The 21,095-nt window shown below is 67.9% G+C and carries 22 protein-coding genes and 1 tRNA gene; 10 read left to right on the top strand and 13 right to left on the bottom strand.

Annotated elements, in window-relative coordinates; all coding sequences use genetic code 11:
* Positions 1-57 precede the first annotated feature (57 nt).
* Entirely contained in the window at positions 58-1,356 is a 1,299-nt protein-coding gene (locus ACMGDH_RS00215; protein ID WP_436825909.1) for a hemolysin family protein, read from the top strand.
* 4 nt (positions 1,357-1,360) lie between these two features.
* Here ACMGDH_RS00215 and ACMGDH_RS00210 read toward each other — a convergent pair whose 3' ends face one another.
* Positions 1,361-2,248 (bottom strand): MliC family protein, encoded by an 888-nt coding sequence (locus ACMGDH_RS00210; protein ID WP_436825908.1) that lies wholly within the window; start codon positions 2,246-2,248, stop codon positions 1,361-1,363.
* A 176-nt stretch (positions 2,249-2,424) separates the two neighbouring features.
* Here ACMGDH_RS00210 and ACMGDH_RS00205 point away from each other — a divergent pair.
* Positions 2,425-2,498 (top strand) — tRNA-Gly (locus ACMGDH_RS00205).
* 20 nt (positions 2,499-2,518) lie between these two features.
* The gene (gene hemW / locus ACMGDH_RS00200; RefSeq protein WP_436825907.1) at positions 2,519-3,661 is read left to right on the top strand and encodes a radical SAM family heme chaperone HemW; all 1,143 of its coding nucleotides are present in this window, start codon (positions 2,519-2,521) and stop codon (positions 3,659-3,661) included.
* A gap of 127 nt (positions 3,662-3,788) precedes the next feature.
* Here the strand turns inward: hemW and ACMGDH_RS00195 are convergent, their stop codons facing one another.
* A complete protein-coding gene (locus tag ACMGDH_RS00195; protein ID WP_436825906.1) occupies positions 3,789-4,952 on the bottom strand; it encodes a penicillin-binding protein activator in 1,164 nt (387 codons plus the stop codon).
* 53 nt (positions 4,953-5,005) lie between these two features.
* Here ACMGDH_RS00195 and rsmI point away from each other — a divergent pair, with 53 nt between their 5' ends.
* The 4 genes from rsmI to ACMGDH_RS00175 all read left to right on the top strand — a co-directional run bounded on the left by rsmI (position 5,006) and on the right by ACMGDH_RS00175 (position 7,878).
* The gene (gene rsmI, locus ACMGDH_RS00190; protein WP_436825905.1) at positions 5,006-5,839 is read left to right on the top strand and encodes a 16S rRNA (cytidine(1402)-2'-O)-methyltransferase; all 834 of its coding nucleotides are present in this window, start codon (positions 5,006-5,008) and stop codon (positions 5,837-5,839) included.
* The gene (locus ACMGDH_RS00185; protein ID WP_436825904.1) at positions 5,836-6,189 is read left to right on the top strand and encodes a YraN family protein; all 354 of its coding nucleotides are present in this window, start codon (positions 5,836-5,838) and stop codon (positions 6,187-6,189) included. The genes rsmI and ACMGDH_RS00185 overlap by 4 nt, the downstream gene beginning before the upstream one ends.
* Before the next feature lie 128 nt (positions 6,190-6,317).
* Positions 6,318-7,277: a glutathione synthase gene (gshB, locus tag ACMGDH_RS00180; protein ID WP_436825903.1), complete on the top strand. Its 960-nt coding sequence runs from the start codon at positions 6,318-6,320 to the stop codon at positions 7,275-7,277.
* Positions 7,278-7,287: 10 nt separating this feature from the next.
* Positions 7,288-7,878, top strand: coding sequence for a DedA family protein (locus tag ACMGDH_RS00175; RefSeq protein WP_436825902.1), 591 nt, complete (start codon positions 7,288-7,290; stop codon positions 7,876-7,878).
* Between the two features lie 126 nt (positions 7,879-8,004).
* On the opposite strand, the gene ACMGDH_RS00170 is transcribed toward ACMGDH_RS00175, so the two are convergent.
* The 7 genes from ACMGDH_RS00170 to ACMGDH_RS00140 all read right to left on the bottom strand — a co-directional run bounded on the left by ACMGDH_RS00170 (position 8,005) and on the right by ACMGDH_RS00140 (position 12,796).
* Positions 8,005-8,898, bottom strand: coding sequence for a tyrosine recombinase XerC (locus tag ACMGDH_RS00170; RefSeq protein WP_436825901.1), 894 nt, complete (start codon positions 8,896-8,898; stop codon positions 8,005-8,007).
* 168 nt (positions 8,899-9,066) lie between these two features.
* The gene (gene fsa, locus ACMGDH_RS00165) at positions 9,067-9,723 is read right to left on the bottom strand and encodes a fructose-6-phosphate aldolase (RefSeq protein ID WP_436825900.1); all 657 of its coding nucleotides are present in this window, start codon (positions 9,721-9,723) and stop codon (positions 9,067-9,069) included.
* A gap of 18 nt (positions 9,724-9,741) precedes the next feature.
* Positions 9,742-10,008 carry a hypothetical protein gene (locus tag ACMGDH_RS00160; protein ID WP_436825899.1) on the bottom strand — a complete coding sequence of 89 codons (267 nt, stop codon included), beginning with the start codon at positions 10,006-10,008 and terminating at the stop codon, positions 9,742-9,744.
* Complete coding sequence (locus ACMGDH_RS00155; RefSeq protein ID WP_436825898.1) at positions 10,005-10,130, bottom strand: hypothetical protein; 126 nt, start codon at positions 10,128-10,130, stop codon at positions 10,005-10,007. The genes ACMGDH_RS00160 and ACMGDH_RS00155 overlap by 4 nt, the downstream gene beginning before the upstream one ends.
* Before the next feature lie 84 nt (positions 10,131-10,214).
* The gene (gene pgmG, locus ACMGDH_RS00150) at positions 10,215-11,612 is read right to left on the bottom strand and encodes a phosphoglucomutase/phosphomannomutase PgmG (protein WP_436825897.1); all 1,398 of its coding nucleotides are present in this window, start codon (positions 11,610-11,612) and stop codon (positions 10,215-10,217) included.
* A gap of 121 nt (positions 11,613-11,733) precedes the next feature.
* Positions 11,734-11,994 (bottom strand): J domain-containing protein, encoded by a 261-nt coding sequence (locus tag ACMGDH_RS00145; protein WP_436825896.1) that lies wholly within the window; start codon positions 11,992-11,994, stop codon positions 11,734-11,736.
* A gap of 7 nt (positions 11,995-12,001) precedes the next feature.
* Positions 12,002-12,796, bottom strand: coding sequence for a division plane positioning ATPase MipZ (locus ACMGDH_RS00140; RefSeq protein WP_436825895.1), 795 nt, complete (start codon positions 12,794-12,796; stop codon positions 12,002-12,004).
* 80 nt (positions 12,797-12,876) lie between these two features.
* On the opposite strand from ACMGDH_RS00140, the gene panC reads away from it, so the two are divergent.
* From panC to ACMGDH_RS00125, 3 genes are all read left to right on the top strand, one after another.
* Positions 12,877-13,725, top strand: coding sequence for a pantoate--beta-alanine ligase (gene panC, locus ACMGDH_RS00135; RefSeq protein WP_436825894.1), 849 nt, complete (start codon positions 12,877-12,879; stop codon positions 13,723-13,725).
* 72 nt (positions 13,726-13,797) lie between these two features.
* On the top strand, positions 13,798-14,094 hold the full coding sequence (locus ACMGDH_RS00130) for an SEL1-like repeat protein (RefSeq protein WP_436825893.1): 297 nt from the start codon (positions 13,798-13,800) through the stop codon (positions 14,092-14,094).
* Positions 14,095-14,240: 146 nt separating this feature from the next.
* Positions 14,241-14,639, top strand: a complete 399-nt coding sequence (locus tag ACMGDH_RS00125; protein WP_436825892.1) for an acyl-CoA thioesterase — start codon at positions 14,241-14,243, stop codon at positions 14,637-14,639.
* A 242-nt stretch (positions 14,640-14,881) separates the two neighbouring features.
* Here ACMGDH_RS00125 and ACMGDH_RS00120 read toward each other — a convergent pair whose 3' ends face one another.
* The 4 genes from ACMGDH_RS00120 to ACMGDH_RS00105 form a co-directional block, all read right to left on the bottom strand.
* Positions 14,882-16,756: a CocE/NonD family hydrolase gene (locus ACMGDH_RS00120; RefSeq protein WP_436825891.1), complete on the bottom strand. Its 1,875-nt coding sequence runs from the start codon at positions 16,754-16,756 to the stop codon at positions 14,882-14,884.
* A 223-nt stretch (positions 16,757-16,979) separates the two neighbouring features.
* A complete protein-coding gene (gene glpX, locus ACMGDH_RS00115; RefSeq protein WP_436827189.1) occupies positions 16,980-17,945 on the bottom strand; it encodes a class II fructose-bisphosphatase in 966 nt (321 codons plus the stop codon).
* Between the two features lie 275 nt (positions 17,946-18,220).
* Entirely contained in the window at positions 18,221-19,513 is a 1,293-nt protein-coding gene (locus tag ACMGDH_RS00110; RefSeq protein ID WP_436825890.1) for a homoserine dehydrogenase, read from the bottom strand.
* A 152-nt stretch (positions 19,514-19,665) separates the two neighbouring features.
* Entirely contained in the window at positions 19,666-20,613 is a 948-nt protein-coding gene (locus ACMGDH_RS00105; protein ID WP_436825889.1) for an isopenicillin N synthase family dioxygenase, read from the bottom strand.
* Positions 20,614-21,095: the final 482 nt, after the last annotated feature.

The raw sequence follows: 21,095 nt of genomic DNA, 5'->3' as shown, positions 1-21,095 counted from the left end.
GCGCGCTACGGCCATTGTGCGGTGCGGGCCGGTGCGGCTATGAGGTGCCCCCTCACCATGGACGACCCTTTCCCCTGGATCGACGTCGCGATCATCCTCGTGCTGATCGCCATCAACGGCCTTTTCTCGATGTCCGAGCTCGCGATCGTTTCGGCGCGGCCTGCTCGGCTGGAGGGGATGGCGCGGACCAACCGTGGCGCCGCGATGGCGATCCGGCTGGCGTCGGACCCCGGCAAGTTCCTTTCCACCGTGCAGATCGGTATCACGCTGATCGGCATCGTGTCGGGTGCCTATTCGGGCGCGAGCCTGGGCGAACCGGTCGCGCAGCGGCTGGCTGGGCTGGGGATCGGTGCCGAGCTGGCTTACACGCTGGGGCTCACGCTCGTGATCGGCGTCACCACCTATGCCAGCCTGGTGATAGGCGAGCTGGTGCCCAAGCAGTTCGCGCTGCGCTCGCCCGAGCCGATCGCCGCTGCGATGGCGATCCCGATGTTCTGGCTCAGCAAGATCACCGCGCCGATCGTGTGGCTGCTCGATTCGACGAGTGCGCTGATCTTCCGCCTCCTGGGGCTCAACCGCGAATCGGAAAATCGCGTGACGGCCGAGGAACTGCACCTGATCGTCGCCGAGGCGTCGCGATCGGGCGTGATCGAGGAGCATGAGCGCTCGATCATCTCGGGCGTGGTGCGGCTCGCCGACCGGCCGGTGCGCGAAGTGATGACGCCGCGCACCGATGTCGATTGGCTCGACGTCGACCTCGACGATGCCGGCATCCGCGCGGCATTGCTCGAAACGCCGCACACGCGGCTGCCGGTAGCGGAAGGCTCGGTCGATTCGGTGATCGGCGTGGTCCAGTCGCGCGACATCGCCGCGGCGCTGTTCCGCGGCGAGCCGCTCGACCTGCGCAAGCTGATGCGCGCCGCGCCGGTGCTTCCCGATCAGGTCGACGCGATGGACGCGCTCGGGGCATTGCGCCGCGCGGAAGTGCCGATGGGGCTGGTCCATGACGAATATGGCCATTTCGAAGGGATCGTGACGCCCGCCAACTTGCTGGCGGCGATCGCGGGCGACTTTGCTTCGGACACCGAACCGGGCGATCATCCGAAGGTGGTGGTGCGCGAAGACGGATCGCTGCTCGTCTCGGGCCAGATGCCCGCCGACGCGCTCGCCGAGCGGCTGGGAATCGATCTGCCCGAGGACCGCGATTATGCCACGGTCGCGGGGCTGGCGCTCGCGGTGCTCAAGCACCTGCCCAACGAAGGCGAGGACTTCGTCGAGCAGGGCTGGCGCTTCGAGATCGTCGACATGGACGGCCGCAAGATCGACAAGCTGCTGGTGCGCGAGGCTGCCGGCTAGGCGTTCACCGCACGATTGCGGTGCAGGCGATCGGCGGCTGGTTGGGCGCGGTCCACGTCATGCTGGTGCCCTTGCCGCGCAGATCGTAACCGCCACCCGCATAGTGAATGCCCGATCCGGTCGGCTGGCCGCGCAGCGTCGCCAGCGCGGTGCCGCCGCGGGAGACGGTCACGCGGTTGTTGTCGGGATCGAAGCGAGCGACCAGCCGGGTTCCGTCCATGCAGCGATAATTGGCGGTCGAGCGATTGTCCTCGGTTGGCCGGGGAGTGGGTTCCCCTGGCCGCGGCTCGACGTCGGTGCTGCTGATCCGCCAGCGGCGCTGCTCGGGCGTGGCGCCGTCGATGTTGCCCGCACGGTGGAGCGTCACGCTGCCGGACATCGTGAACGGGCGGTTGCGGTCCTTGAGCCGGCCATAGACCTGCACCGGCACCGTGACATAGCGCTGCCCGGCACCGGCCTCGATCCGCCCCGGCGCGCCGATGTTGGCGTGATATTCGGCATAGCGGTTGAAGCTGGCGGCGAACGCCTGCGGCGTCATCCCCGAAGCACGGCCGCCATTGTCCCATAGATCCCAGGCCTGGCGATAGCGGCCCGATTCGATCAGCGCATAATAGCTCTGGACCACCTGCGCGGCGCCCTGCGCGCTCTCTTCGGCGATCGGCCCTTCGGCAATCGGCGTCGTATCATTGTCGAGCCCGCCGGGCTCGCCAGGAGCAGGCGGGTTCAGCGGTGCGGGCGCAGGGGAAGGTTCGCCCGGCACCGTCTCGTCGAGGACGTTGGCCTCCGCCGGGTCTGCCGTGTTCGCCACGTTATCGATGGCCGCGTTCTCGGCAGGCTGCTGGGAACAGGCTGCGAGCAGTCCGGCGGCGGCTAAGGCGGAAGTCAGGCGCATCGGGGTCCTCATGATCCGTTCGGCGAACGTAACAAACGCGAGGCCCCGATGCACGTTCCTGAATCGTCGAGCGGGCGATGGCCGAAGCGGAGAAGGGAACACCGCCAATTGCAACTCCCCGGTGCCGCATTATGTTGACCGCACCCGGGTGCTTGTGGCACTCGGCGCGCGGTTGGGCGGGTATAGCACAATGGTAGTGCAGCAGCCTTCCAAGCTGAATACACGGGTTCGATTCCCGTTACCCGCTCCACTCGCCCCAGCCGCTGGTCCATGACAGACGCAACTCCCCTCGCACTCTATGTGCACTGGCCCTTCTGCGTCTCGAAATGCCCCTATTGCGACTTCAACAGCCACGTCCGCGCATCTGTGGACCAAGAGCTGTGGCGCGAGGCGCTGCTCGCGGACATGGCGCACGAGGCTGCCGCGCTGCCCGGCCGGCGGCTCGGCTCGATATTCTTCGGCGGGGGCACGCCTTCGCTGATGCCGCCCGAGACGGTGGAGGCCGTGATCGCCGCGGCCGAGCGCCACTGGGGTTTCGAGCCCGGCGTCGAGATCACCCTGGAGGCCAATCCCTCCTCGGTGGAGGCGGCGCGCTTCGCCGATCTCGCCGCCGCGGGGGTCAACCGGGTGTCGCTCGGGCTGCAGGCGCTCGATGACGAAGCGCTGGCCTTTCTTGGCCGCGCGCACGGGGTTCGCGAGGGGCTGGGGGCGCTGGAGACTGCGCAGGCCGCGTTCGGCCGTGTCAGCTTCGACCTCATCTACGCGCGCCCCGAGCAGACGCTGGCCGGCTGGACCGCCGAGCTCGAACGCGCGATCGGCTTCGGCACCGAGCATCTCTCGCTCTATCAGCTGACGATCGAGCCCGGCACGCGCTTCGCCACGCTGTTCGAAAAGGGCGAGCTCGCGGCCTACGACCCGGATGCCGCCGCCGACCTGTTCGAGGCGACTCGCGCGATCACCGCCGCTGCCGGGTTGCCCGCCTATGAAATCTCCAATCACGCCCGTCCCGGCGCCGAGAGCCGGCACAACCTGACCTATTGGCGTTACGGCGACTATGCCGGCGTGGGCCCCGGTGCACACGGGCGCCGCGGCGGCATGGCGACGCTTCGCCGCAAGAAGCCCGAGAACTGGATCGACGCGATCGAGCGCAACCGCCACGGCATCGAGCGCGAGGATCCGCTCGCGCCGCAGGAGCAGGCGGTGGAAGCGCTGCTGATGGGGCTGCGGCTGGGCGAGGGGATCGACATGACACGGATCGAAGCGCTGGCGGGCGGCGCGGCGCCGATCGACGCGCGCGCGCTGGACAGGCTGGAAGCGCAGGGGCTCGTCACGCGCGACCGAGCACGGCTGTGGGTGACCGATGCCGGTATGCCCGTGCTGGAAGCGATCCTGCGCGAGCTGGTGATCGCATAAGCCAGGGACCCCCGTTCGCCCTGAGCCTGTCGAAGGGCACAGCGCCACGATCCGTTCGCTCGTTAAGATCGCCTTCGACAGGCTCAGGGCAAACGGAGCCCCTGCCGGTTACCCGAATCCCGGCGTCTCAATTCCCCGCGAAATTGGCCGGTGCGGGCGAGACGGTGACCGTCGTGCCGCCGCGGATTTCCTGCACCTCCAGCGCGCGTTCAGCCATGCCGTCGCGGCCGAAGCGGAAGGCGCCGTCGAGCCCGGCGAAACCGTCGGCGTCGGTCAGCCGCCGCTCGGGGAACTCGGTGCCGGGCCGCCAGTCCCGCGCGATGCGGACGGTGAGCAGGACCGCGTCATAGCCGAGCGTGGAGAGCCGGAAGGGCGCTGCGCCGAAGCGGGCGCGGTATTTGGTCGCATATTGGCGATAATAATTGTCGGGCACGCTCGCGAACCAGGCGCCGTTGAGCGCCGTCTTCGATCCGATCGCCGAATCGGTGTTCCACAGCTCGGTGCCGAGCACGCGCGCCGCCTTGCCGGCAGGGGCGCGGCGGATCGCCGGGACCGCGGTGACTGCGCTTTGCGCGCTGCCTGCGATCAGCACCGCCTGATAGGGCGAACGATTGATCCGGCCGATGGCGCCGGTGAGCGATCCCGGCCGCGCGTCGAAGGTTTCCAGCGCGAGCACCTTGCCGCCGGCCTGCTCGACCGAACGCAGGAAGGCAGTGGAGGCCCGCTCGCCGTACAGGCTCGACGGGATCAGTCCGACGAAATCGGTCACGCCGGTCCCCTTGGCGTAGCGCACGACGCGCTCGATCGACTGGGTCGGCGCATAGCCGAGCAGATAGGTGCCGTTGCCGGCGGCGCTCACGTCGTTCGAGAAGCTCAGTACCGGCACGCGGGCACGGCGCGCGATCGGGGCGACGGCGCGCGCATCGTCGGCGAGCAGCGGCCCCAGGATCAGCCGGTTGCCATCGGCGATCGCCTGCTGCGCCGCCGCGGCCGCGCCGCCCGCCGCCGCGGTGTCATAGGTGGTGATCCGGATCGCGTCGCTGCGCGTGTCGAGGATCGCGAGCTGGGTGGCGTTCTGGAGTGACTTGCCCACTCCGGCATTCTCGCCGGTGAGCGGCACCAGCAGCGCGATGCGATGGCGCTGGACGTCCTGCGGCAGGCCCGGCTCGATCGGCGGGGGAGCGACGGGCCGGTCGGCCGTGGGCGGGCGCTCGGCCTTCGGAACGACGCGCGGGCCGGTCGAGCAGGCGGCGAGCAACATTGTCGCGCCGATCGCTGCGCGGCGGAGCATCGCCCAAAGCCCTGGTTGCGGTTTCCCTATAGCCTCTGCCATGACACTCCCCGATGGACTCTATTCTTGCGCCCGGCCTCTACATCGTCGCGACACCGATCGGCAATCTCGGCGACCTAAGCCCGCGCGCGGCTGAAGTACTGATGAACGCCGATATCGTTGCGGTCGAGGACTCGCGTGTGACGGCCGGACTTTTCCGGCATCTCGGCGCAAAGGGGCGGATGACGCCCTATCACGATCACAATGCCGATTCGGTGCGGCCCGGGCTGATCGCGCGGATGGGAAGCGAAGTGGTGGCGCTGGTTTCGGACGCAGGCACGCCGCTGATTTCCGATCCCGGCTTCAAGCTGGTGCGCGACGCCCGCGCCGCGGGTCATGCAGTCACGACGATCCCCGGCCCCTGCGCCGCGATTGCGGCACTGACGCTGGCGGGGCTCCCCACCGATCGCTTCTTCTTTCTCGGCTTCCTCCCTTCCAAAGCCCAGGCACGCGCCGAGGCGATCGCCGAAGTCGCATCGATCCGGGCGACGCTGGTGCTCTATGAATCGGGGCCGCGGCTCGCTGCCTGTCTCGCCGCACTCGCCGAGGGACTGGGCGACCGCGAGGCAGCGGTGGCGCGCGAGATCACCAAGCGCTTCGAGGAATGCGTGACCGGCACCCTCTCCACGCTCGCCGCGCGCTATGCCGATGCGCCGCCCAAGGGCGAGATCGTCGTGGTGGTTGCTCCGCCGGGCGAGGCGCCGCCTGCCAGCGCCGAGGATGCGGATGCGGCCCTTGCCGAGGCGCTCACCCGCCTGCCGGCCTCCAAGGCCGCGGGCGAAGTGGCGAAGCGCCTCGGGCTCGATCGCAAGGCACTCTACGCGCGGGCGATGGAAATGAAAGCGTGAGAGACCGCCGCGCTGCCGAGGCTTCGGGCCGGCGCGGCGAGCGGTTGGCGGGCTGGTGGCTGCGGCTCAAGGGCTGGCGCATCCTCGAACGACGGGTGCGCACGCCGGTGGGCGAAGTCGATCTGGTCGTGCGCCGCGGCAATCTGATCGCCTTCGTGGAAGTGAAGACGCGCGCCACCGGCGCCGAGCTCGACTTCGCGATCGACGAGCGCCGCCTCGCGCGCGTCGCCGCGGCCGCGGAATATCTGATGCCGCGCTTCGCCGGCCCCGGCGACGACATCCGCATCGATGTGGTGCTGATCGCCCCGCGCACGCCGCCGCGCCACATCGAGAATGCGTGGATCGGATGACAAGCGGCAACGCGCCTCCTACATCGCCCGGGCCCCAGCCCCGTCCGGGCTGAGCTTGTCGAAGCCCGCTTCCCGCGATCGGGAGCCGCCCTTCGACAGGCTCAGGGCGAACGGAGGAGAAGATTAGCGTGCCGAACCTCACCGTCGCCGTGCAGATGGACCCGCTCGACCAGATCAACATCGCCGGCGATTCGACCTTCGCGCTGATGCTCTCTGCGCAGGCGCGCGGGCACATGCTCTATCATTATGCGCCCGAGGACCTGAACTATGCCGGCGGCCGCGTCTGGACCCGCGCGCATCCGGTGACGGTCCAGCGAGTGGAGGGCAATCACTTCGCCTTCGGCGATCCGGTGAAGCTCGATCTCGGCGAACACGCCGACGTGGTGCTGATGCGCCAGGACCCGCCGTTCGACCTCGGTTACATCACCGCCACCCACCTGCTCGAGCGGATCGCCGACCGCACCTTGGTGGTCAACGATCCCGCCAGCGTGCGCAACGCGCCCGAGAAGATCTTCGTCCTCGACTATGCGCGCTTCATGCCGCCGACGCTGGTGACGCGCAGCCTGGAGGAGGCACGCGCCTTCCTGGCCGAGCATGGCGAGATCGTGGTCAAGCCGCTCCACGGCAACGGCGGCAAGGCGATCTTCAAGGTCGGAGCCGACGGGGCGAACCTCGCGTCGCTGATCGAAGTGTTCAACACCGCCTATCGCGAGCCGCACATGGTGCAGGCGTTCCTTCCCTCGGTAGCGCAGGGCGACAAGCGGATCGTGCTGGTCGACGGTGAAATCGCGGGGGCAGTCAACCGCATCCCCGGCGAGGGCGAGATTCGTTCGAACCTCGCGGTCGGCGGATCGGCGGCGCAGACCGAGCTTACCGACAAGGAGAAGGAAATCTGCGCCGCACTGGGCCCCGAGCTCAAGCGCCGCGGGCTCCTTTTTGTCGGGATCGACGTTATCGGAGGCGAATGGCTCACCGAGATCAACGTGACCTCGCCCACCGGCATCGTGGCGATCGACCGGTTCAACGGCACCGACACCGCAGCCCGCATATGGGAAGCGATCGAGGCGCGGGTGGCGGCGCGCGGCTGAGGCGGCGGCCATGACCGGCTGGCTCGACTGGGGCTATTTGAGCGTCTTCTTCCTGATGATGCTCGAAAATATCGTCCCCCCGGTCCCTTCCGAGGCGATCATGGGAATGGCCGGAATCGCGGTCGCGCAGGGGCGGATGGCATTCGTGCCGGTCGTGCTGGTGGGAACCGCCGGCACCGTGCTCGGCAATCTCTTCTGGTGGGAGATCGGCCGTCGGCTCGGCTACGAGCGGCTGCGCCCGATGGTCGATCGCTGGGGCCGCTGGCTCACGATCGAGTGGGAGGATGTCGAGCGGCTGCGGCGCTATTTCGATCGCTGGGGCGGGATCACCGTGTTCGTGTTCCGCTTCCTGCCCTTCGGCCGTACCGTGATCTCGATACCCGCCGGGCTGATGCACATGCCGCTCGGCCGCTTCCTGCTCTACACCGCCGCGGGCAGCATGATCTGGAACACACTGCTGGTTGCCGTCGGACTGGGTCTCGGCACTTGGTTCGACGAGATCGAGCGCTGGATGACGACGGCGATCGTCGTGACGGTTGTGATGGGGCTGATCTTCTATGTCTGGCGCGTCCTCACCTGGAAGCCGCGCGAGCAGCGCTGATCACGGCTACGGGAATCTGTGCTCGTCAAGTTGAACTCCACCGTTCGCCCTGAGCTTGTCGAAGGGCGGTTGGGAAGCGCCCTTCGACAAGCTCAGGGCGAACGGGTGTTTCCAGCGAGATAGATCCTAGGCCCGCGGGTGCGCGTTGCGATAGACGTCGAGCAGGTGCGCTGCGTCGACGGCGGTGTAGATCTGGGTCGAGCTGAGGCTCGCGTGGCCGAGAAGCTCCTGAAGCGCACGCAGATCGGCGCCGCGGCCGAGCAGATGCGTCGCGAAGCTGTGGCGCAGCGCGTGCGGGGTGGTCCGGTCGGACAGGCCCAGCGCGGCGCGGGCGGTGCGCACCGATTTGCGGATCACCCCCGGCGGCAGCGGCCCGCCTTTGGCTCCGCGGAACAGCGGCGCCTCGCGGGATACGCCATAGGGGCAGAGCCGCGCGTATTCGTCGATCGCTTCGCGCACCTGAGGGAGCAGAGGCACCGTGCGCGTCTTGTCGCGCTTGCCGGTGACGCGCATCGTTTCGCCCAGTGGCAGCACTGCGCCGGTGAGCGCGACTGCCTCACCGATGCGCAGCCCCGCGCCGTAGAGCAGCAGCAGCACTGCCCAGTCGCGCGCCGCGATCCACGGCTCGCTCGCTTCCTCGGACACGGTCTCGGCGAGCGCCACTGCCTCTTGCGGCGAGATCGGGCGCGGCACGCCCTTCTTGACGCGCGGGCCCCTGAGCCGCGGCAGCTCCGCGCCCGCACCGGCCGCGAACTTGAGAAAGCCGCGCATCGCGGAGAGCTCACGTGCGGCCGATGCGTTGCCCAGCCCTTCGTTGCGGCGGTGCGCGAGGAAGGCGCGCAGGTCGGCGGCGGTTACGCCGCTCAGCGCCTCGAGCGTTACCGGCCCGCCCCAGTGCGACTGGAGGAATGCCATGAGCCGAATGGCAGTCGCCTCATAGGCGCGCACCGTATGCACCGAACGCCGCCGATCGCGGGCGAGATGCTCGGCGTAAAGGAGCGGGAGCGGGCGTTCGGACATGGGAGCAGCATAACGCTCCCTCTCCCCTTGTGGGAGAGGGAAGGGGCCCGCCGCCGCAGGCGGTGGGAAGGGTGAGGGGGATCGTTAATCCCTTCACCCGATCCCCCTCACCCTTCCGCCGACTTCGTCGGCTCCCTCCCTCTCCCCGATGGGGAGAGGGAATAGGAATCACCCGATCTTCTGTCCGGTCTTTTCCCAGTCCGCCAGGAACGCCTTGATGCCACTGTCGGTGAGCGGGTGCTTGACCAGCTGCTTGATCACCGCGGGCGGAGCGGTCATCACATCGGCGCCGATCTTGGCGGCCTCGAGCACATGGATCGGGTTGCGGACCGACGCGACAAGGATCTCGGTGTCGAAATCGTAATTGTCGTAGATCGTGCGGATGTCGGCGATCAGCTCCATGCCCGGATAGCCGATGTCGTCGTGGCGGCCGACGAACGGCGAGATGAAGGTCGCGCCGGCCTTGGCCGCCAGCAGCGCCTGGTTGGCCGAGAAGCAGAGCGTGACGTTGACCATCGTGCCGTCGTCGGTCAGCGCCTTGCACGCCTTCAACCCGTCGATCGTCAGCGGCACCTTCACCGCGACATTGTCGGCGATCTTCCGCACGACTTCGGCTTCCTTCATCATCGTCTCGAAGTCGAGCGCGACGACTTCGGCCGAGACCGGCTTGCCGGGGACGATACCGCAGATCTCGGCGACGACTTCCAGGAAGTCGCGGCCCGCCTTGTGGATCAGCGACGGATTGGTAGTCACGCCGTCGAGCAGCCCCGCATCGGCGAGGTCGCGGATATCCTTGGTGTCGGCGGTGTCGGCGAAGAACTTCATGTCGGCCCCTTGGGAGAATCAGTAGCGCACCAGCATCATGCGCGCGCGGTTCCCCTTAAGCCGACTCACTGCGATGCGATAGGTCCCCGGTTGCAGCCGGTAGCGGACGATCTTGCGGATCGTCGAGCAAGTGGGGCCGCGTCCATCCGCGACCGATTTGATCGGCTTGCCCCGCCCCGGCGTCACGTCCACCCAGCCCGCCTGGTCGATCGCGATCCCATAGGTGCCTGCCTTGCGAATGCGGACGCTGGTGCTCGCCGATCCGGTGCGGGCCGGCAGCGTCACGGCATGGCCGGTATCGAATCAGCGCCCGCACGCGTCCACCCGGCGAGCGGGCGCGGCAGATCGGCGTCGTATTTCTGGCAGGCCGGCGCGGCGAGCGTCAGCGCAATCGCGGTCAGGATCATGGCTTCCCCCTTCGACCGGCGCCGTCGGCCGGCGAAGGGAGGTTAAGCCGCGCGCTGCCGCGGGGGCAACGCGCTTACAGCGATTTAATGTCCCGCCTGGGGACCGCGCTCGAGCCCGCTCGCGGCGAGCTGGGCGTCGATCTGCGCCATCAGCCGGTCGAGCCCTTCCTGGCTCTTGGCCTCGGCACGCGCGACGAGCACGTCCTGGGTGTTGGAGGCACGCAGCAGCCACCAGCCGTCCGGGGTGTTCACCCGTGCGCCGTCGGTGCGATTGACGTCGGCACCCTCGGCCTCCAGCCGGTCGAGCACTTCGTCGATCACTGCGAACTTGCGGGTCTCGTCGACCTGGAAGCGCATCTCGGGCGTGTTGATCATCGCCGGCATCTCGTCCTTGAGCTGGGTCAGCGACTTGCCGGTCGAATGCACGGCGCGGATCAGCTGGACCGCGGCGAACTGCGCGTCGTCATAGCCGTAATAGCCGTAGAAGGTGTCGGCGAAGAAGATGTGGCCGCTCATCTCGCCGGCGAGCGGGGCGTGCGTCTCCTTCATCTTGGTCTTGATCAGGCTGTGGCCGGTCTTCCACATCACCGGCTTGCCGCCCAGCTCGGCGACGCGGTCGTAGAGCGCCTGGCTCGCCTTGACGTCGGCGATCACGGTCGCGCCCGGCTCGGCCCTGAGCAGCGGCTCGGCCAGGATCGAGAGGATCTGGTCGCCCCACACCACGCGGCCCTGGCCGTCGACCGCGCCCAGCCGATCGCCGTCACCATCAAAGGCTAGGCCGAAATCTAGCTGCTTCTCGGAAACGAGTTTCTTGAGGTCGGCGAGGTTCTTTTCCTCGGTGGGATCGGGGTGATGGTTGGGGAAATTGCCATCCACTTCGGCGAACAGCACATGATGCTCGCCCGGCAGCTGCGCGACGAGCCGCTCGACTACCGGCCCGGCCGCGCCGTTGCCGGTGTCCCAGCCGATCCGGTACGCGCCGCCCGCATAGCCTGCAACCAGCCGGCCGACATAGGCGTCCATGATGTCATAGTCGGAGACGGCGCCCCGAGTTTCCGCTTCCTCCCAGTCGCCCTCGGCCGCCATGCGCCCGAGCGTCTGGATGTCCTCGCCGAAGAACGGACGGTGCTGGAACACCATCTTGAACCCGTTGTAGTCGCCCGGATTGTGGCTGCCGGTGATCTGGACGCCGCCGTCCACCTCGAGCGTCGCTTCGGCATAATAGAGCATCGGCGTCGGCCCCATGCCGATGCGGACCACGTCGCAGCCCGAGGCAGTGAGCCCCTCGACCAGCGCCGCCTCGAGCTCGACCGAGGAGACACGGCCGTCGCGGCCCACCGCCACGCGCGTGCCGCCCGCGCGGCGCAGCAGCGTGGCGAAGCCGCGGCCGATCGCGCGCGCGTCGTCGGGGCCCAGCGTCTTCCCCACGATTCCGCGGATGTCGTACTCGCGCAAGGAAGTGGGGTTGAAACGATGCGTCATGATGCCTCCGGGGAAATGTTGCACCGCGTAATTCCCCACGCCGTGTGAAAGTTCAATTGCGGCGGCGCAACAAGATGCGTCCCGTCGTCGCACGCCTGGGGCGCCCGGACGAAAGCGGCCGCTATTTGAGCAGCGTGTCGCGCGCGGCGTTGATCCGGCGGGTGAGCTCTTCCGATCCGCCCTTGTCGGGGTGCATCACCGAGACGAGCCGGCGGTGCGCGGCGCGGATCGCCTCGGCATCGGCGTCGGCACTCACGCCCAGCACTGCGCGCGCCTCGTCCTCGGGCATGCGCGGCACCCGCGGCCTGGTCTTGGGCTTTGGCTTCAGAAAAAGCTGATAGATCGCGAACAGGATCAGCGCGGCAAGGATCGCCTTGGCCATTGCGGTCTCAGGCGAACATCGGCAGGGCGGGCTCGGGCAGCGCGAGCCCGGCCATCATCTCGCGCAGCTCCTGCCGCGCCGCGACATGGCTGAGTCCCATTTCGCCGAACTCGCGCGAATCGAGCATCGTCAGCCCCTGGGGGAAGAGCTCGCGGTAGATCACGCGCTCCGAAAGCCCGGAGATCACCCGGAAGCCGACGCGCTTCGAGAGCTGATCGATCGCCTCCGACACGCGGCGCATGTTGCGCGCCTCGATGTGCTGCATGCGGTTGCGCAGCACCACCCAGTCGATCGTCTCGCCATCGGCCTTGGCGCGGCGCTTGCGCGATTCCCAGATCAGCTCCGAATAGAAGCTCGGGCGCGAAACCTTGAAGGTCTCGGGGTCGACATGGCCGATCAGGTCGAAGTCGACGAAGCTGTCGTTCATCGGCGTGACCAGCGTATCGGCGTTGGTGACCGCCAGCCGGGCGAACTTGTCGTCGCGCCCCGGCGTGTCGATCACCAGATAGTCGGTATCGGCGCCGAGCCGGTCGAGCGTCTCGGCGAAGAAATCCATGCTCTCGCCGTCGTGCGTCTCATAAGCGGGCATCGGCAGCGGGCGGCCGGTGCGCTTCATCGTCTGCGCCCGGTTGTCGAGATAGCGGCCCAGCGTGCGCTGGCGATGGTCCAGGTCGAAACACGCCACCCGCGAGCCCCGGAAGGCCAGCGCGATCGCGGTGTGAACTGCCGTCGTGGACTTGCCGGTGCCCCCCTTCTCGTTTGCGAAAACGATGACGTGCAGCCGCTTCGCTTCTTCGCTCAAGCCCCCAACTTCCTTTATTGATCGCGACGCACGGCCCACATAGAAGGCCGCCCTTTCCGTCTTATAGAAAGTGTCTCAGCGTGCAAACCGTCCGTCGCCTCGAAGACCTCCGCGAAGCGCTCTCCGCCTTTCGCGCAGCCGGCGAGCGCGTCGTGCTGGTGCCCACCATGGGCGCGCTCCATGACGGCCATATGGCGCTGGTCGAAGCCGCCAGGCGCGCGGGCGACCGGGTCGTCGTCTCGATCTTCGTCAATCCGCTCCAGTTCGCGCCGAGCGAGGACCTCGAGAAATATCCGCGCAGGGAGCAGGCCGATTCCCGCCTGCTCACCAGCGCCGGCGTGGACCTGCTGTGGCTGCCCCCGGTGGAGGTGATGTACCCCGACGGCTTTGTCACCAATGTCTCGGTCGGGGGCGTCAGCGAAGTGCTCGACGGGGCGCACCGGCCGGGCCATTTCGACGGCGTGGCGACGGTGGTCGCCAAGCTGTTCAACCAGGTCCGGCCCGACGTCGCGGTGTTCGGCGAGAAAGACTGGCAGCAGCTCGCCGTGATCCGCCGGATGGTGGCCGACCTCGACATGGGGATCGAGATCCTGGGCGTGCTCACCCAGCGCGAGGACGACGGGCTCGCGCTCTCCTCGCGCAACATCTACCTCGCGCCCGAGGATCGCGCCCGCGCAGTGGCACTGCCGCGCGCGCTGGGCGTCGCCGAACGCGCGATCGCCAAGGGCGGCGATGCCGATGCCGCGCTCGACCAGGCGCGCGAGATGCTCGCGGCCGCCGGCTTCGAAGTCGATTATGTCGCGCTCGCCGATGCCGAGACGCTGGGCGAGCCTCGGCCGGGCTATCCGCTTCGCCTGCTCGCGGCGGCGCGAATCGGCGGCACGCGGCTGATCGACAACATCCCCGTCAATACGAATGATCACGGTTAACACCGTTAACCATTTGTTTGCCGCTTACCTGCCAATCCTTGCAGCCGAGGGATCGGCAATGGGGTCGCGGCAATGGGCAACAGTCTCAACAATGTACCTTTTCTGATCGAACGCCGGCTGCGCGATGCGGCGCGCGGCAATGCCATGGCATGTTTCGACCTTGGCGTGGTCTTTTCGAGCGGCGCGGACGGCGTGGCAGTCGATCTGATCGAGGCGCACAAATGGTTCAACATCGCCGCCGCCTCGGGCAGCGAGGAGGCGCAGCAGTGCCGCGCTGAAATCGCCGAAGACATGACCGCACGCGAGATCATCGCCGCGCAGAAGGCGGCGCGCGCCTGGCTGCACGGCGCTCAGCTCCGCGCTGCGTGAGGCTCTGCCCGATTCTGCCGCCGTTCGCCCTGAGCTTGTCGAAGGGCGGCCGTTCGCGAGCGAATGAGGGTTGGTAAACGCCCTTCGACAGGCTCAGGGCGAACGGCGGCATTTTCATCTCGGCGAGATAGCCGTAGGCTCGCGCCATGTCGCGCTACACCACCAGCATCACCGCGGGTCCGGACGACATCGACGTGCTGGGGCACGTCAACAATGCCGTCTGGGTGAAGTGGATTCAGGACGTGGCGGTCGCGCATTGGGATGCCGTTGCGCCGCCCGAGCACCGCGACGCCTATATCTGGGTCGTGACGCGCCACGAGATCGACTATCGCGGCAACGTCTCCGAAGGCGAGACCGTCACGGCCGAAACCTGGGTGAGCGACCCGCCGCGCGGCGCACGCTTCGATCGCTACATGCGCTTCACCGGCGCCGACGGGAAAGTCCGCGTCGAGGCCAAGACCACCTGGGCATTGCTCGACCGCGCCACGGGCCGGCTGCTGCGCGTGCCGGCGGAAGTGGCGGAGCCGTTTCTGGCGGACAGCTAAGGCAGTCCTCGTCGAGCTGAACCCTCACCGTTCGCAGCCTAAAGCGTATCGGCTTCGTTCTAGAGAGACAGAACGCTTCTGATCCTCCCCCGCCAGGGGAGGTGGCAGGCGCAGCCTGACGGAGGGGGAGGAAGCACGCCGCTCATGTTCTGGCATCCGCCCCCTCCGACGCCTTCGGCGCCACCTCCCCCTGGCGGGGGAGGATAGTCAGGATTCACAGGGAGGGGAGCCAAGTCTGCAGACTACCTCACCACCGGCAGCGTCACCATCGATCCTGCGCACACGCGCTGAGTGGCTTTCACGAAATCGTCGGGCTTGGCCTTGTAGATGTTGGGCACGAACTTCTGCGGATTGCGGTCGATCACCGGGAACCAGCTCGACTGGACCTGCACCATGATCCGGTGGCCCTTCTTGAAGACATGGTCGTGGCTCCTGAGCGGCACGTCCCACGCGATCACCTGGTCCGGGGTGAGCGGCGTCGCGCGCTCGTTGCTCGCGAGATAGCGGCCGCGGCGGACCTCCATCGCGATCGGGAACTGATAGCCGTTGAGCGTGTGGGCGTAGTCGCCCAGCTCACCGCGTTTCATCGGCTCGAAATCGTCGGGGAGCACGTCGATCAGCTTCACCACCATGTCGCTGTCGGTGCCCGAGGTCGACGCCATCAGCTTCGCATTGATGTCGCCGGTCACCGTCAGGTCCTCGGTCAACGGCGCGCTCACATAGCTGAGCACGTCGGGACGATGGTCGGCGAAGCGCTGGTCGGCCGCTTCCCACCAGCGCCATTCCAGCGACGGATAGGTGCGCGAGATCGGCCGCTCGCGGAACGGCACCGGATTGGCGGGATCGGAGACATATTCGCGGCATCCCCCGTCCGCTGGCGCAGTGAAGGAAAGGCTCCCGTCGGCCTGGAGATAGAGGTTGGTCGCAGTGGCATTGGGAGCGGGCCATTTGGGATAGTTTTTCCATTCCCACGAACCACTCTGGAACATTCTGGCTTCGAACTTCGGCTGGCTGCCCTTGCCGTGCAGCCAATGTGCGAAGAACGGCGCCTCGATGTCGCGAATGAATTCGAGCCCGGCGTCGCGCCCGATCGGCACGTTGCCTACCTTGTCGTTGTTCGTGTGCCAGGTGCCGTGCGCCCAGGGCCCGCCGACGATCATGTTGAGCCCGTTCGGGTCCTGGCTCTCCATCTTCTCGTAGATGCTCCAGGTGCCCAGCGGATCCTCCTGGTCCCAGAAGCCGGCGACATGGAGCGTCGGCACCGTCGTGCGGCCGAGATGCTCGGTCCAGCGCTGGCGCTTCCAGAAATCGTCGTAATCGGGATGCGCGATGATGTTGGTGAGCATCGGCACGCTGCCCTTGAAGTGCAGCTTGTCGAGATTCTCCACGGGGCCGAGCTTGAGGAACCAGTCATAGGTGTCGACCGGCGCCTTGCCGCCGTAATCGAAGTCGCGTCCCTCGTCGTTGTTCTGCAGGCTGAACAGCCAGTCGGTGGCATAGGACAGGCGGAAGGCGCCGTAGCGGTGGAGGTCGTCGTTGATCCACCAGTCGTTCCACGCGGCCTGCGGGCTCACGGCCTTGAGCGCCGGGTGCGGTTTGGCGAGCGCCACCGCCGCGGCGTAGCCGGGGTAGGAGACTCCCCACATGCCCACCTTGCCGTTGTTGTCGGCGACGTTCCTGACCAGCCAGTCGACCGTGTCCCATGCGTCGGTCGCTTCGTCGACGGCCTTCGAGCCCTTGGGGTTGAGCGCCATCGACATGGTGAAGTCGCCGTCCGACTTGAACTGGCCGCGCATGTTCTGGAAGACCAGCACATAGCCGTCCTCCATCAGGAAGCGCATCGAGGCGGGAACGCTGGTTGGCGCCGCATCGGGGACGCCATACGGGGTGCGCTGGAGCAGGATCGGCAGCTTGCCGGGCTTGTTGGCCGGCCGGAGGATCACCGTCTGGAGCCGCGCACCGTCGCGCATCGGCACCATCACCTCCTGATAGGTGAAGGCGGGCTGCTGTGCGGGCGCGGCTGCCGGCCGGGGCGCAGGCGCGGTCTGCGCGTGCGCCGCCGCCAGCGGCAGCCCCAGCGCTGCCGTAGCCAACAGGAAACCGCCCAGTTTGCGCATCGAAACCCTCCCGATTGAATGCCGGCAGGGTTTCGGCGGCAGCCGGGCGGCTGTCAATTGCGCAAGGGAATTTGGGCCGGCAGTCCACCCTTCGTCACCCCGGCCTTGTGCCGGGGTCCACCGGGAGACAAGGGTTGGACAAGAGGCTCAACGGCAGCCGGTGAGGCTGAGTAGACCCCGGCACAGGGCCGGGGTGACGAACTGCGGGGATAGGAGCCTCGGATCAGATCCGGTGCTCGCCCCTTACCCAGCGCACCGTTCCCGAGGCCGCGCGCATCACCACGCTCTCGGTGGTCATCTTGGTCGGGAAGCGCTTGACGCCTTCGAGCAGCGATCCGTCGGTCACGCCGGTCGCGGCGAAGATGCAGTCGCCCTTGGCGAGTTCGGTCAGGTCGTAGATCTTGTCGAGATCCTCGATCCCCCATTTGCGCGCGCGGGCGCGCTCGTCGTCGTTGCGGAACAGGAGCCGGCCCTTGAACTGGCCGCCGACGCAGCGCAGCGCCGCGCAGGCGAGCACGCCTTCGGGGGCGCCGCCCTGGCCCATGTAGACATCGATCGTCGTGTCGGGATCGGTGGTCGCGATCACGCCGGCCACGTCGCCGTCGCCGATCAGCACCACGCCGCAGCCGATCGAGCGCAACTCGGCGATCAGCTTCTCGTGGCGCGGGCGGTCGAGCACGCAGGCGATCACTTCATGCGGCTCGACGCCCTTGGCGGCGGCGATCGCCTTGACGTTCTCGGTCGGCGACTTGGCGAGGTCGATCACGCCCTCGGGATAGCCGGGGCCGACCGCGATCTTGTCCATATAGACGTCGGGGGCGTTGAGCAGCCCGCCTTCCTCGGCCACCGCGAGCACCGCCAGCGCATTGGGTCCGGCCTTGGCGCAGATCGTGGTGCCTTCGAGCGGATCGAGCGCGATGTCGATCTTGGGTCCCTTGCCCTGCGCGGCGCCAACCTTCTCGCCGATGTAGAGCATCGGCGCTTCGTCGCGCTCGCCTTCGCCGATCACCACGGTGCCGTCGAGGTAGAGCTTGTTGAGCGCATCGCGCATCGCTTCCACCGCTTCATGATCGGCCGCCTTCTCGTCGCCGCGGCCGACCATCTTGGAGGCGGCGATCGCGGCGGCTTCGGTGACGCGCACCATCTCGAGCACCAGAACGCGGTCGAGGACGTGGCTGGCGGTCTGCATCTTGGGGATATCTCCTGATGATTTGCCGCGGCGATAGGAGCGGCGCGATGGCATGTCGAGGCTGCTAACGTTGTCGGCCCCGCGCGGTTTCTGCCACCCGCTTGCGACAGTACGGCGGCAGGCTGCGGGGAAGCCCCGTCTCGGGTTTGTTTCAGCAGAGCTGAAACGGTTGCGGCACCGGCCCGCTCCCCCACCCGGCCACCCAACGGCAGTATCATATGGGTGGCAGGGTGGGGGAGCGGGCCGGTGCCGATTCAGCGAAGCTGAAAAGGAGCTCATTCGCCCAATATGTGCATCCACATCGGCTCGCCGGCCAGGCTCTGCGATCCGCGCAGCTTCTCCAGTGCCTGCGCCACCGCGCGCTCGGGGCCCTCGTGCGTCACGATCGCGACGAGCACATGGCCGTCGGCGCTGGTGCCGCGCTGGATCAGGCTCTCGATCGATACGCCCGCGTCGCGCATCGCCGCGGCGATCTCGGCGAGCACGCCCACCTTGTCGACCACGGTGAAGCGCACATAGGCGCGGCCCACCCGCTCGCCGCTGTCCGCCGCCGCCTGCGCCGCCAGCGCGCCCGCCGGCATAGCATAGGGCGGGCCGAATTCGCCGCGGGCGATGTCGATCAGGTCGGCGACCACGGCGCTCGCGGTCGGTCCGTCGCCCGCGCCGGCGCCCTGGAACAGCAGCCGGCCGACGAAATTGCCCTCGGCGACCACGGCGTTGGTCGATCCGGTGACGTGCGCGAGCGGATGGCTGACGGGCACGAGATGCGGGTGCACGCGCTGGAACAGCCCGTGCGGCCCGGCGTCGGCCACGCCGAGCAGCCGCACGCGATAGCCGAGCGCGGCGGCCTCGGCGATGTCGGCGGCGATCACATGACGCACACCGGTGACCGCGACCTGATCGAACGCCGGCTGGGTGCCGAACGCCAGGCTCGCCAGGATCGAGAGCTTGTGCGCGGCGTCCACCCCGTCGATGTCGAAGCTCGGATCGGCCTCGGCATAGCCCAGCCGTTGCGCTTCCTCGAGGATGTCGGCGAAGTCGCGGCCTTCGGCTTCCATCTTGGAGAGGATGAAATTGCAGGTGCCGTTGAGGATGCCATAGACGCGCGCGATCTCGTTCGCCGCAGCGCCTTCGCGCAGCCCCTTGATCACCGGCACGCCGCCGGCCACCGCGGCTTCGAACTTGAGCGCGAGGTTGGCGCTCTCCGCGGCCTGCGCCAGCTCCAGCCCGTGATGCGCGATCATCGCCTTGTTGGCAGTGACGAAGCTCTTGCCCGCGCCCAGCGTCGCGCGCGCCAGCGCCAGCGCGGGCCCATCCGATCCGCCGACCAGCTCGACGACCACATCGGCCGCGGCGTGGCGCGCCAGCTCGGCGGGATCGTCCACCCAGTCGAAGCGCGAAATGTCGACGCCGCGATCCTTGCTGCGATCGCGTGCCGAGACTGCGACGATCTCGATCGGCCGCCCCGCGCGCCGCGCGATCAGCGCGCCGTTCGCGTCGAGCAGGCGGATCACGCCCGCGCCGACAGTCCCCAGTCCAGCAAGTGCAACGCGCAGCGGTTCGGTCATGTCTCTCTCGCTCCCCTCCCTGCAAGGGAGGGGCTGGGGGTGGGTGCGCGTCGCGAAGCGGCGCGCGGACAACGCAGCGGCCCGGGCATCGAGCCCGAGCCGCTGCGACCCACCCCCTAACCCCTCCCTTGCAGGGAGGGGAGACACAATTTCTACTTCTTGATCAGCCCGATCTCGCGCAGCCGCTGGGCGAGATAGTCGTGGGCGGTGATCGGCGGCTCGCGCTCGGGGTTCTCGGCGGTCACGCACTGCGGCAGAGACTTGATCAGGAAATCCGGCGCCGGATGCAGGAAGAAGGGCATCGAATAGCGCGAGTTGCCGCGCCGCTCGGGCGGGGGGTTGACCACGCGGTGGGTGGTGGAGGGCAGCACATGGTTGGTCAGCCGCTGGAGCATGTCGCCCACGTTCACCACCATCGCGCCCTCCGGAGGCTTGACCGCCAGCCACTTGCCGTCGCGGTCGAGCAGCTCGAGCCCGGCTTCCTCGGCGCCGAGCAGCAGCGTGATCAGGTTGATGTCCTCGTGCGCACCGGCGCGCACTTCGGGCGCATCGGCGGGCACCGGCGGATAGTGGAGCAGCCGCAGCACCGAATTGCCGTCCTTCACCGCCGGATCGAACCAGTCGGGCGCCAGCCCCAGATAGCGCGCGATCGCCGAGAGCAGCTTGTCGCCGGCAGTGTCGAACGCTGCGAACAGCTCGAGGAAGGTCTCCTTGAAACCGTCGGGCCGGGCCGGCCAGACGTTGGGCGGCATGCCGTCGGCGAAGCGGTGCCCCGCAGGCAGCTCGCGCCCGACGTGCCAGAATTCCTTGAGGTCGACGTGGGTCGCGCCCTTGGCGATCTCGGTCTTGAACGGGGTGTAGCCGCGCGCGCCGCCCTGGCCGGGGATATGATAGCTGCGCTTCTCCTCCTCGGGCAGGTCGAAGAAGGCGCGGGTGCACGACCAGGCCCGGTCGATCAGCGGCTGGGGCACGCCATGATCCCGCACCACCGCGAAGCCGAAGCGCTGGAACGAGCGGCCGAACGCCTGGGCGAAGCCGTCCGGATCGCCCCGCTGGTCCGCCAGCGAGAGCACCGGAATTTCGGCGAGAGTATCGAGCATTGCGAGTCTCCGAAGAATGCTTCCCCGTTAGACCCGCAGCCCCCTCGCGAACAAGCTGGAGCGAGACGGCCCCCGCATGTCGAATATACGCTGACATCTCGGCAGGGACCGCGGATCGCAGGGGACGTGTCCGTGAATGGGAATTACTACCGCGAGATGCGGAGCTGAACGAACCGCGGCAACGGTCCGTCATGCTGAACTTGTTTCAGCATCCACCGCGCCACAAGCGACGAACCGCGAATGGAGAATTGGACCCTGAAACAGCTCAGGGTGACGGAAAGGACGCGCTAACGGTGCACGCGATACCCGCCGTTCTTTGTCCCTCTCCCGCTTGCGGGAGAGGAGGGAGCCGGCGCAGCCGGCGGAAGGGTGAGGGTGTGTGATAGCCGCAGGGGCTGACTTCTACGTCTCACCCTCGCCCAACCCTCTCCCGCAAGCGGGAGAGGGCTTTATGCATAATGGCCCGACTGCGTCCGGCGTCC

Source organism: Sphingomonas radicis (assembly GCF_051400635.1).
Lineage (GTDB): Bacteria > Pseudomonadota > Alphaproteobacteria > Sphingomonadales > Sphingomonadaceae > Sphingomonas.
Note: the sequence above shows the minus strand (reverse complement) of the source record. Positions and strands in the feature narration are given on the sequence as shown.

Bases quoted from the DNA above. Each gene is read 5' to 3' on its own strand.
- ACMGDH_RS00215 (WP_436825909.1), top strand. From the start codon at position 58: ATGGACGACCCTTTCCCCTGGATCGACGTCGCGATCATCCTCGTGCTG.
- ACMGDH_RS00210 (WP_436825908.1), bottom strand. From the start codon at position 2,248: ATGCGCCTGACTTCCGCCTTAGCCGCCGCCGGACTGCTCGCAGCCTGT.
- hemW (WP_436825907.1), top strand. From the start codon at position 2,519: ATGACAGACGCAACTCCCCTCGCACTCTATGTGCACTGGCCCTTCTGC.
- ACMGDH_RS00195 (WP_436825906.1), bottom strand. From the start codon at position 4,952: ATGCTCCGCCGCGCAGCGATCGGCGCGACAATGTTGCTCGCCGCCTGC.
- rsmI (WP_436825905.1), top strand. From the start codon at position 5,006: ATGGACTCTATTCTTGCGCCCGGCCTCTACATCGTCGCGACACCGATC.
- ACMGDH_RS00175 (WP_436825902.1), top strand. From the start codon at position 7,288: ATGACCGGCTGGCTCGACTGGGGCTATTTGAGCGTCTTCTTCCTGATG.
- ACMGDH_RS00170 (WP_436825901.1), bottom strand. From the start codon at position 8,898: ATGTCCGAACGCCCGCTCCCGCTCCTTTACGCCGAGCATCTCGCCCGC.
- fsa (WP_436825900.1), bottom strand. From the start codon at position 9,723: ATGAAGTTCTTCGCCGACACCGCCGACACCAAGGATATCCGCGACCTC.
- ACMGDH_RS00155 (WP_436825898.1), bottom strand. From the start codon at position 10,130: ATGATCCTGACCGCGATTGCGCTGACGCTCGCCGCGCCGGCCTGCCAG.
- pgmG (WP_436825897.1), bottom strand. From the start codon at position 11,612: ATGACGCATCGTTTCAACCCCACTTCCTTGCGCGAGTACGACATCCGC.
- ACMGDH_RS00145 (WP_436825896.1), bottom strand. From the start codon at position 11,994: ATGGCCAAGGCGATCCTTGCCGCGCTGATCCTGTTCGCGATCTATCAG.
- ACMGDH_RS00130 (WP_436825893.1), top strand. From the start codon at position 13,798: ATGGGCAACAGTCTCAACAATGTACCTTTTCTGATCGAACGCCGGCTG.
- ACMGDH_RS00125 (WP_436825892.1), top strand. From the start codon at position 14,241: ATGTCGCGCTACACCACCAGCATCACCGCGGGTCCGGACGACATCGAC.
- ACMGDH_RS00120 (WP_436825891.1), bottom strand. From the start codon at position 16,756: ATGCGCAAACTGGGCGGTTTCCTGTTGGCTACGGCAGCGCTGGGGCTG.
- glpX (WP_436827189.1), bottom strand. From the start codon at position 17,945: ATGCAGACCGCCAGCCACGTCCTCGACCGCGTTCTGGTGCTCGAGATG.
- ACMGDH_RS00110 (WP_436825890.1), bottom strand. From the start codon at position 19,513: ATGACCGAACCGCTGCGCGTTGCACTTGCTGGACTGGGGACTGTCGGC.
- ACMGDH_RS00105 (WP_436825889.1), bottom strand. From the start codon at position 20,613: ATGCTCGATACTCTCGCCGAAATTCCGGTGCTCTCGCTGGCGGACCAG.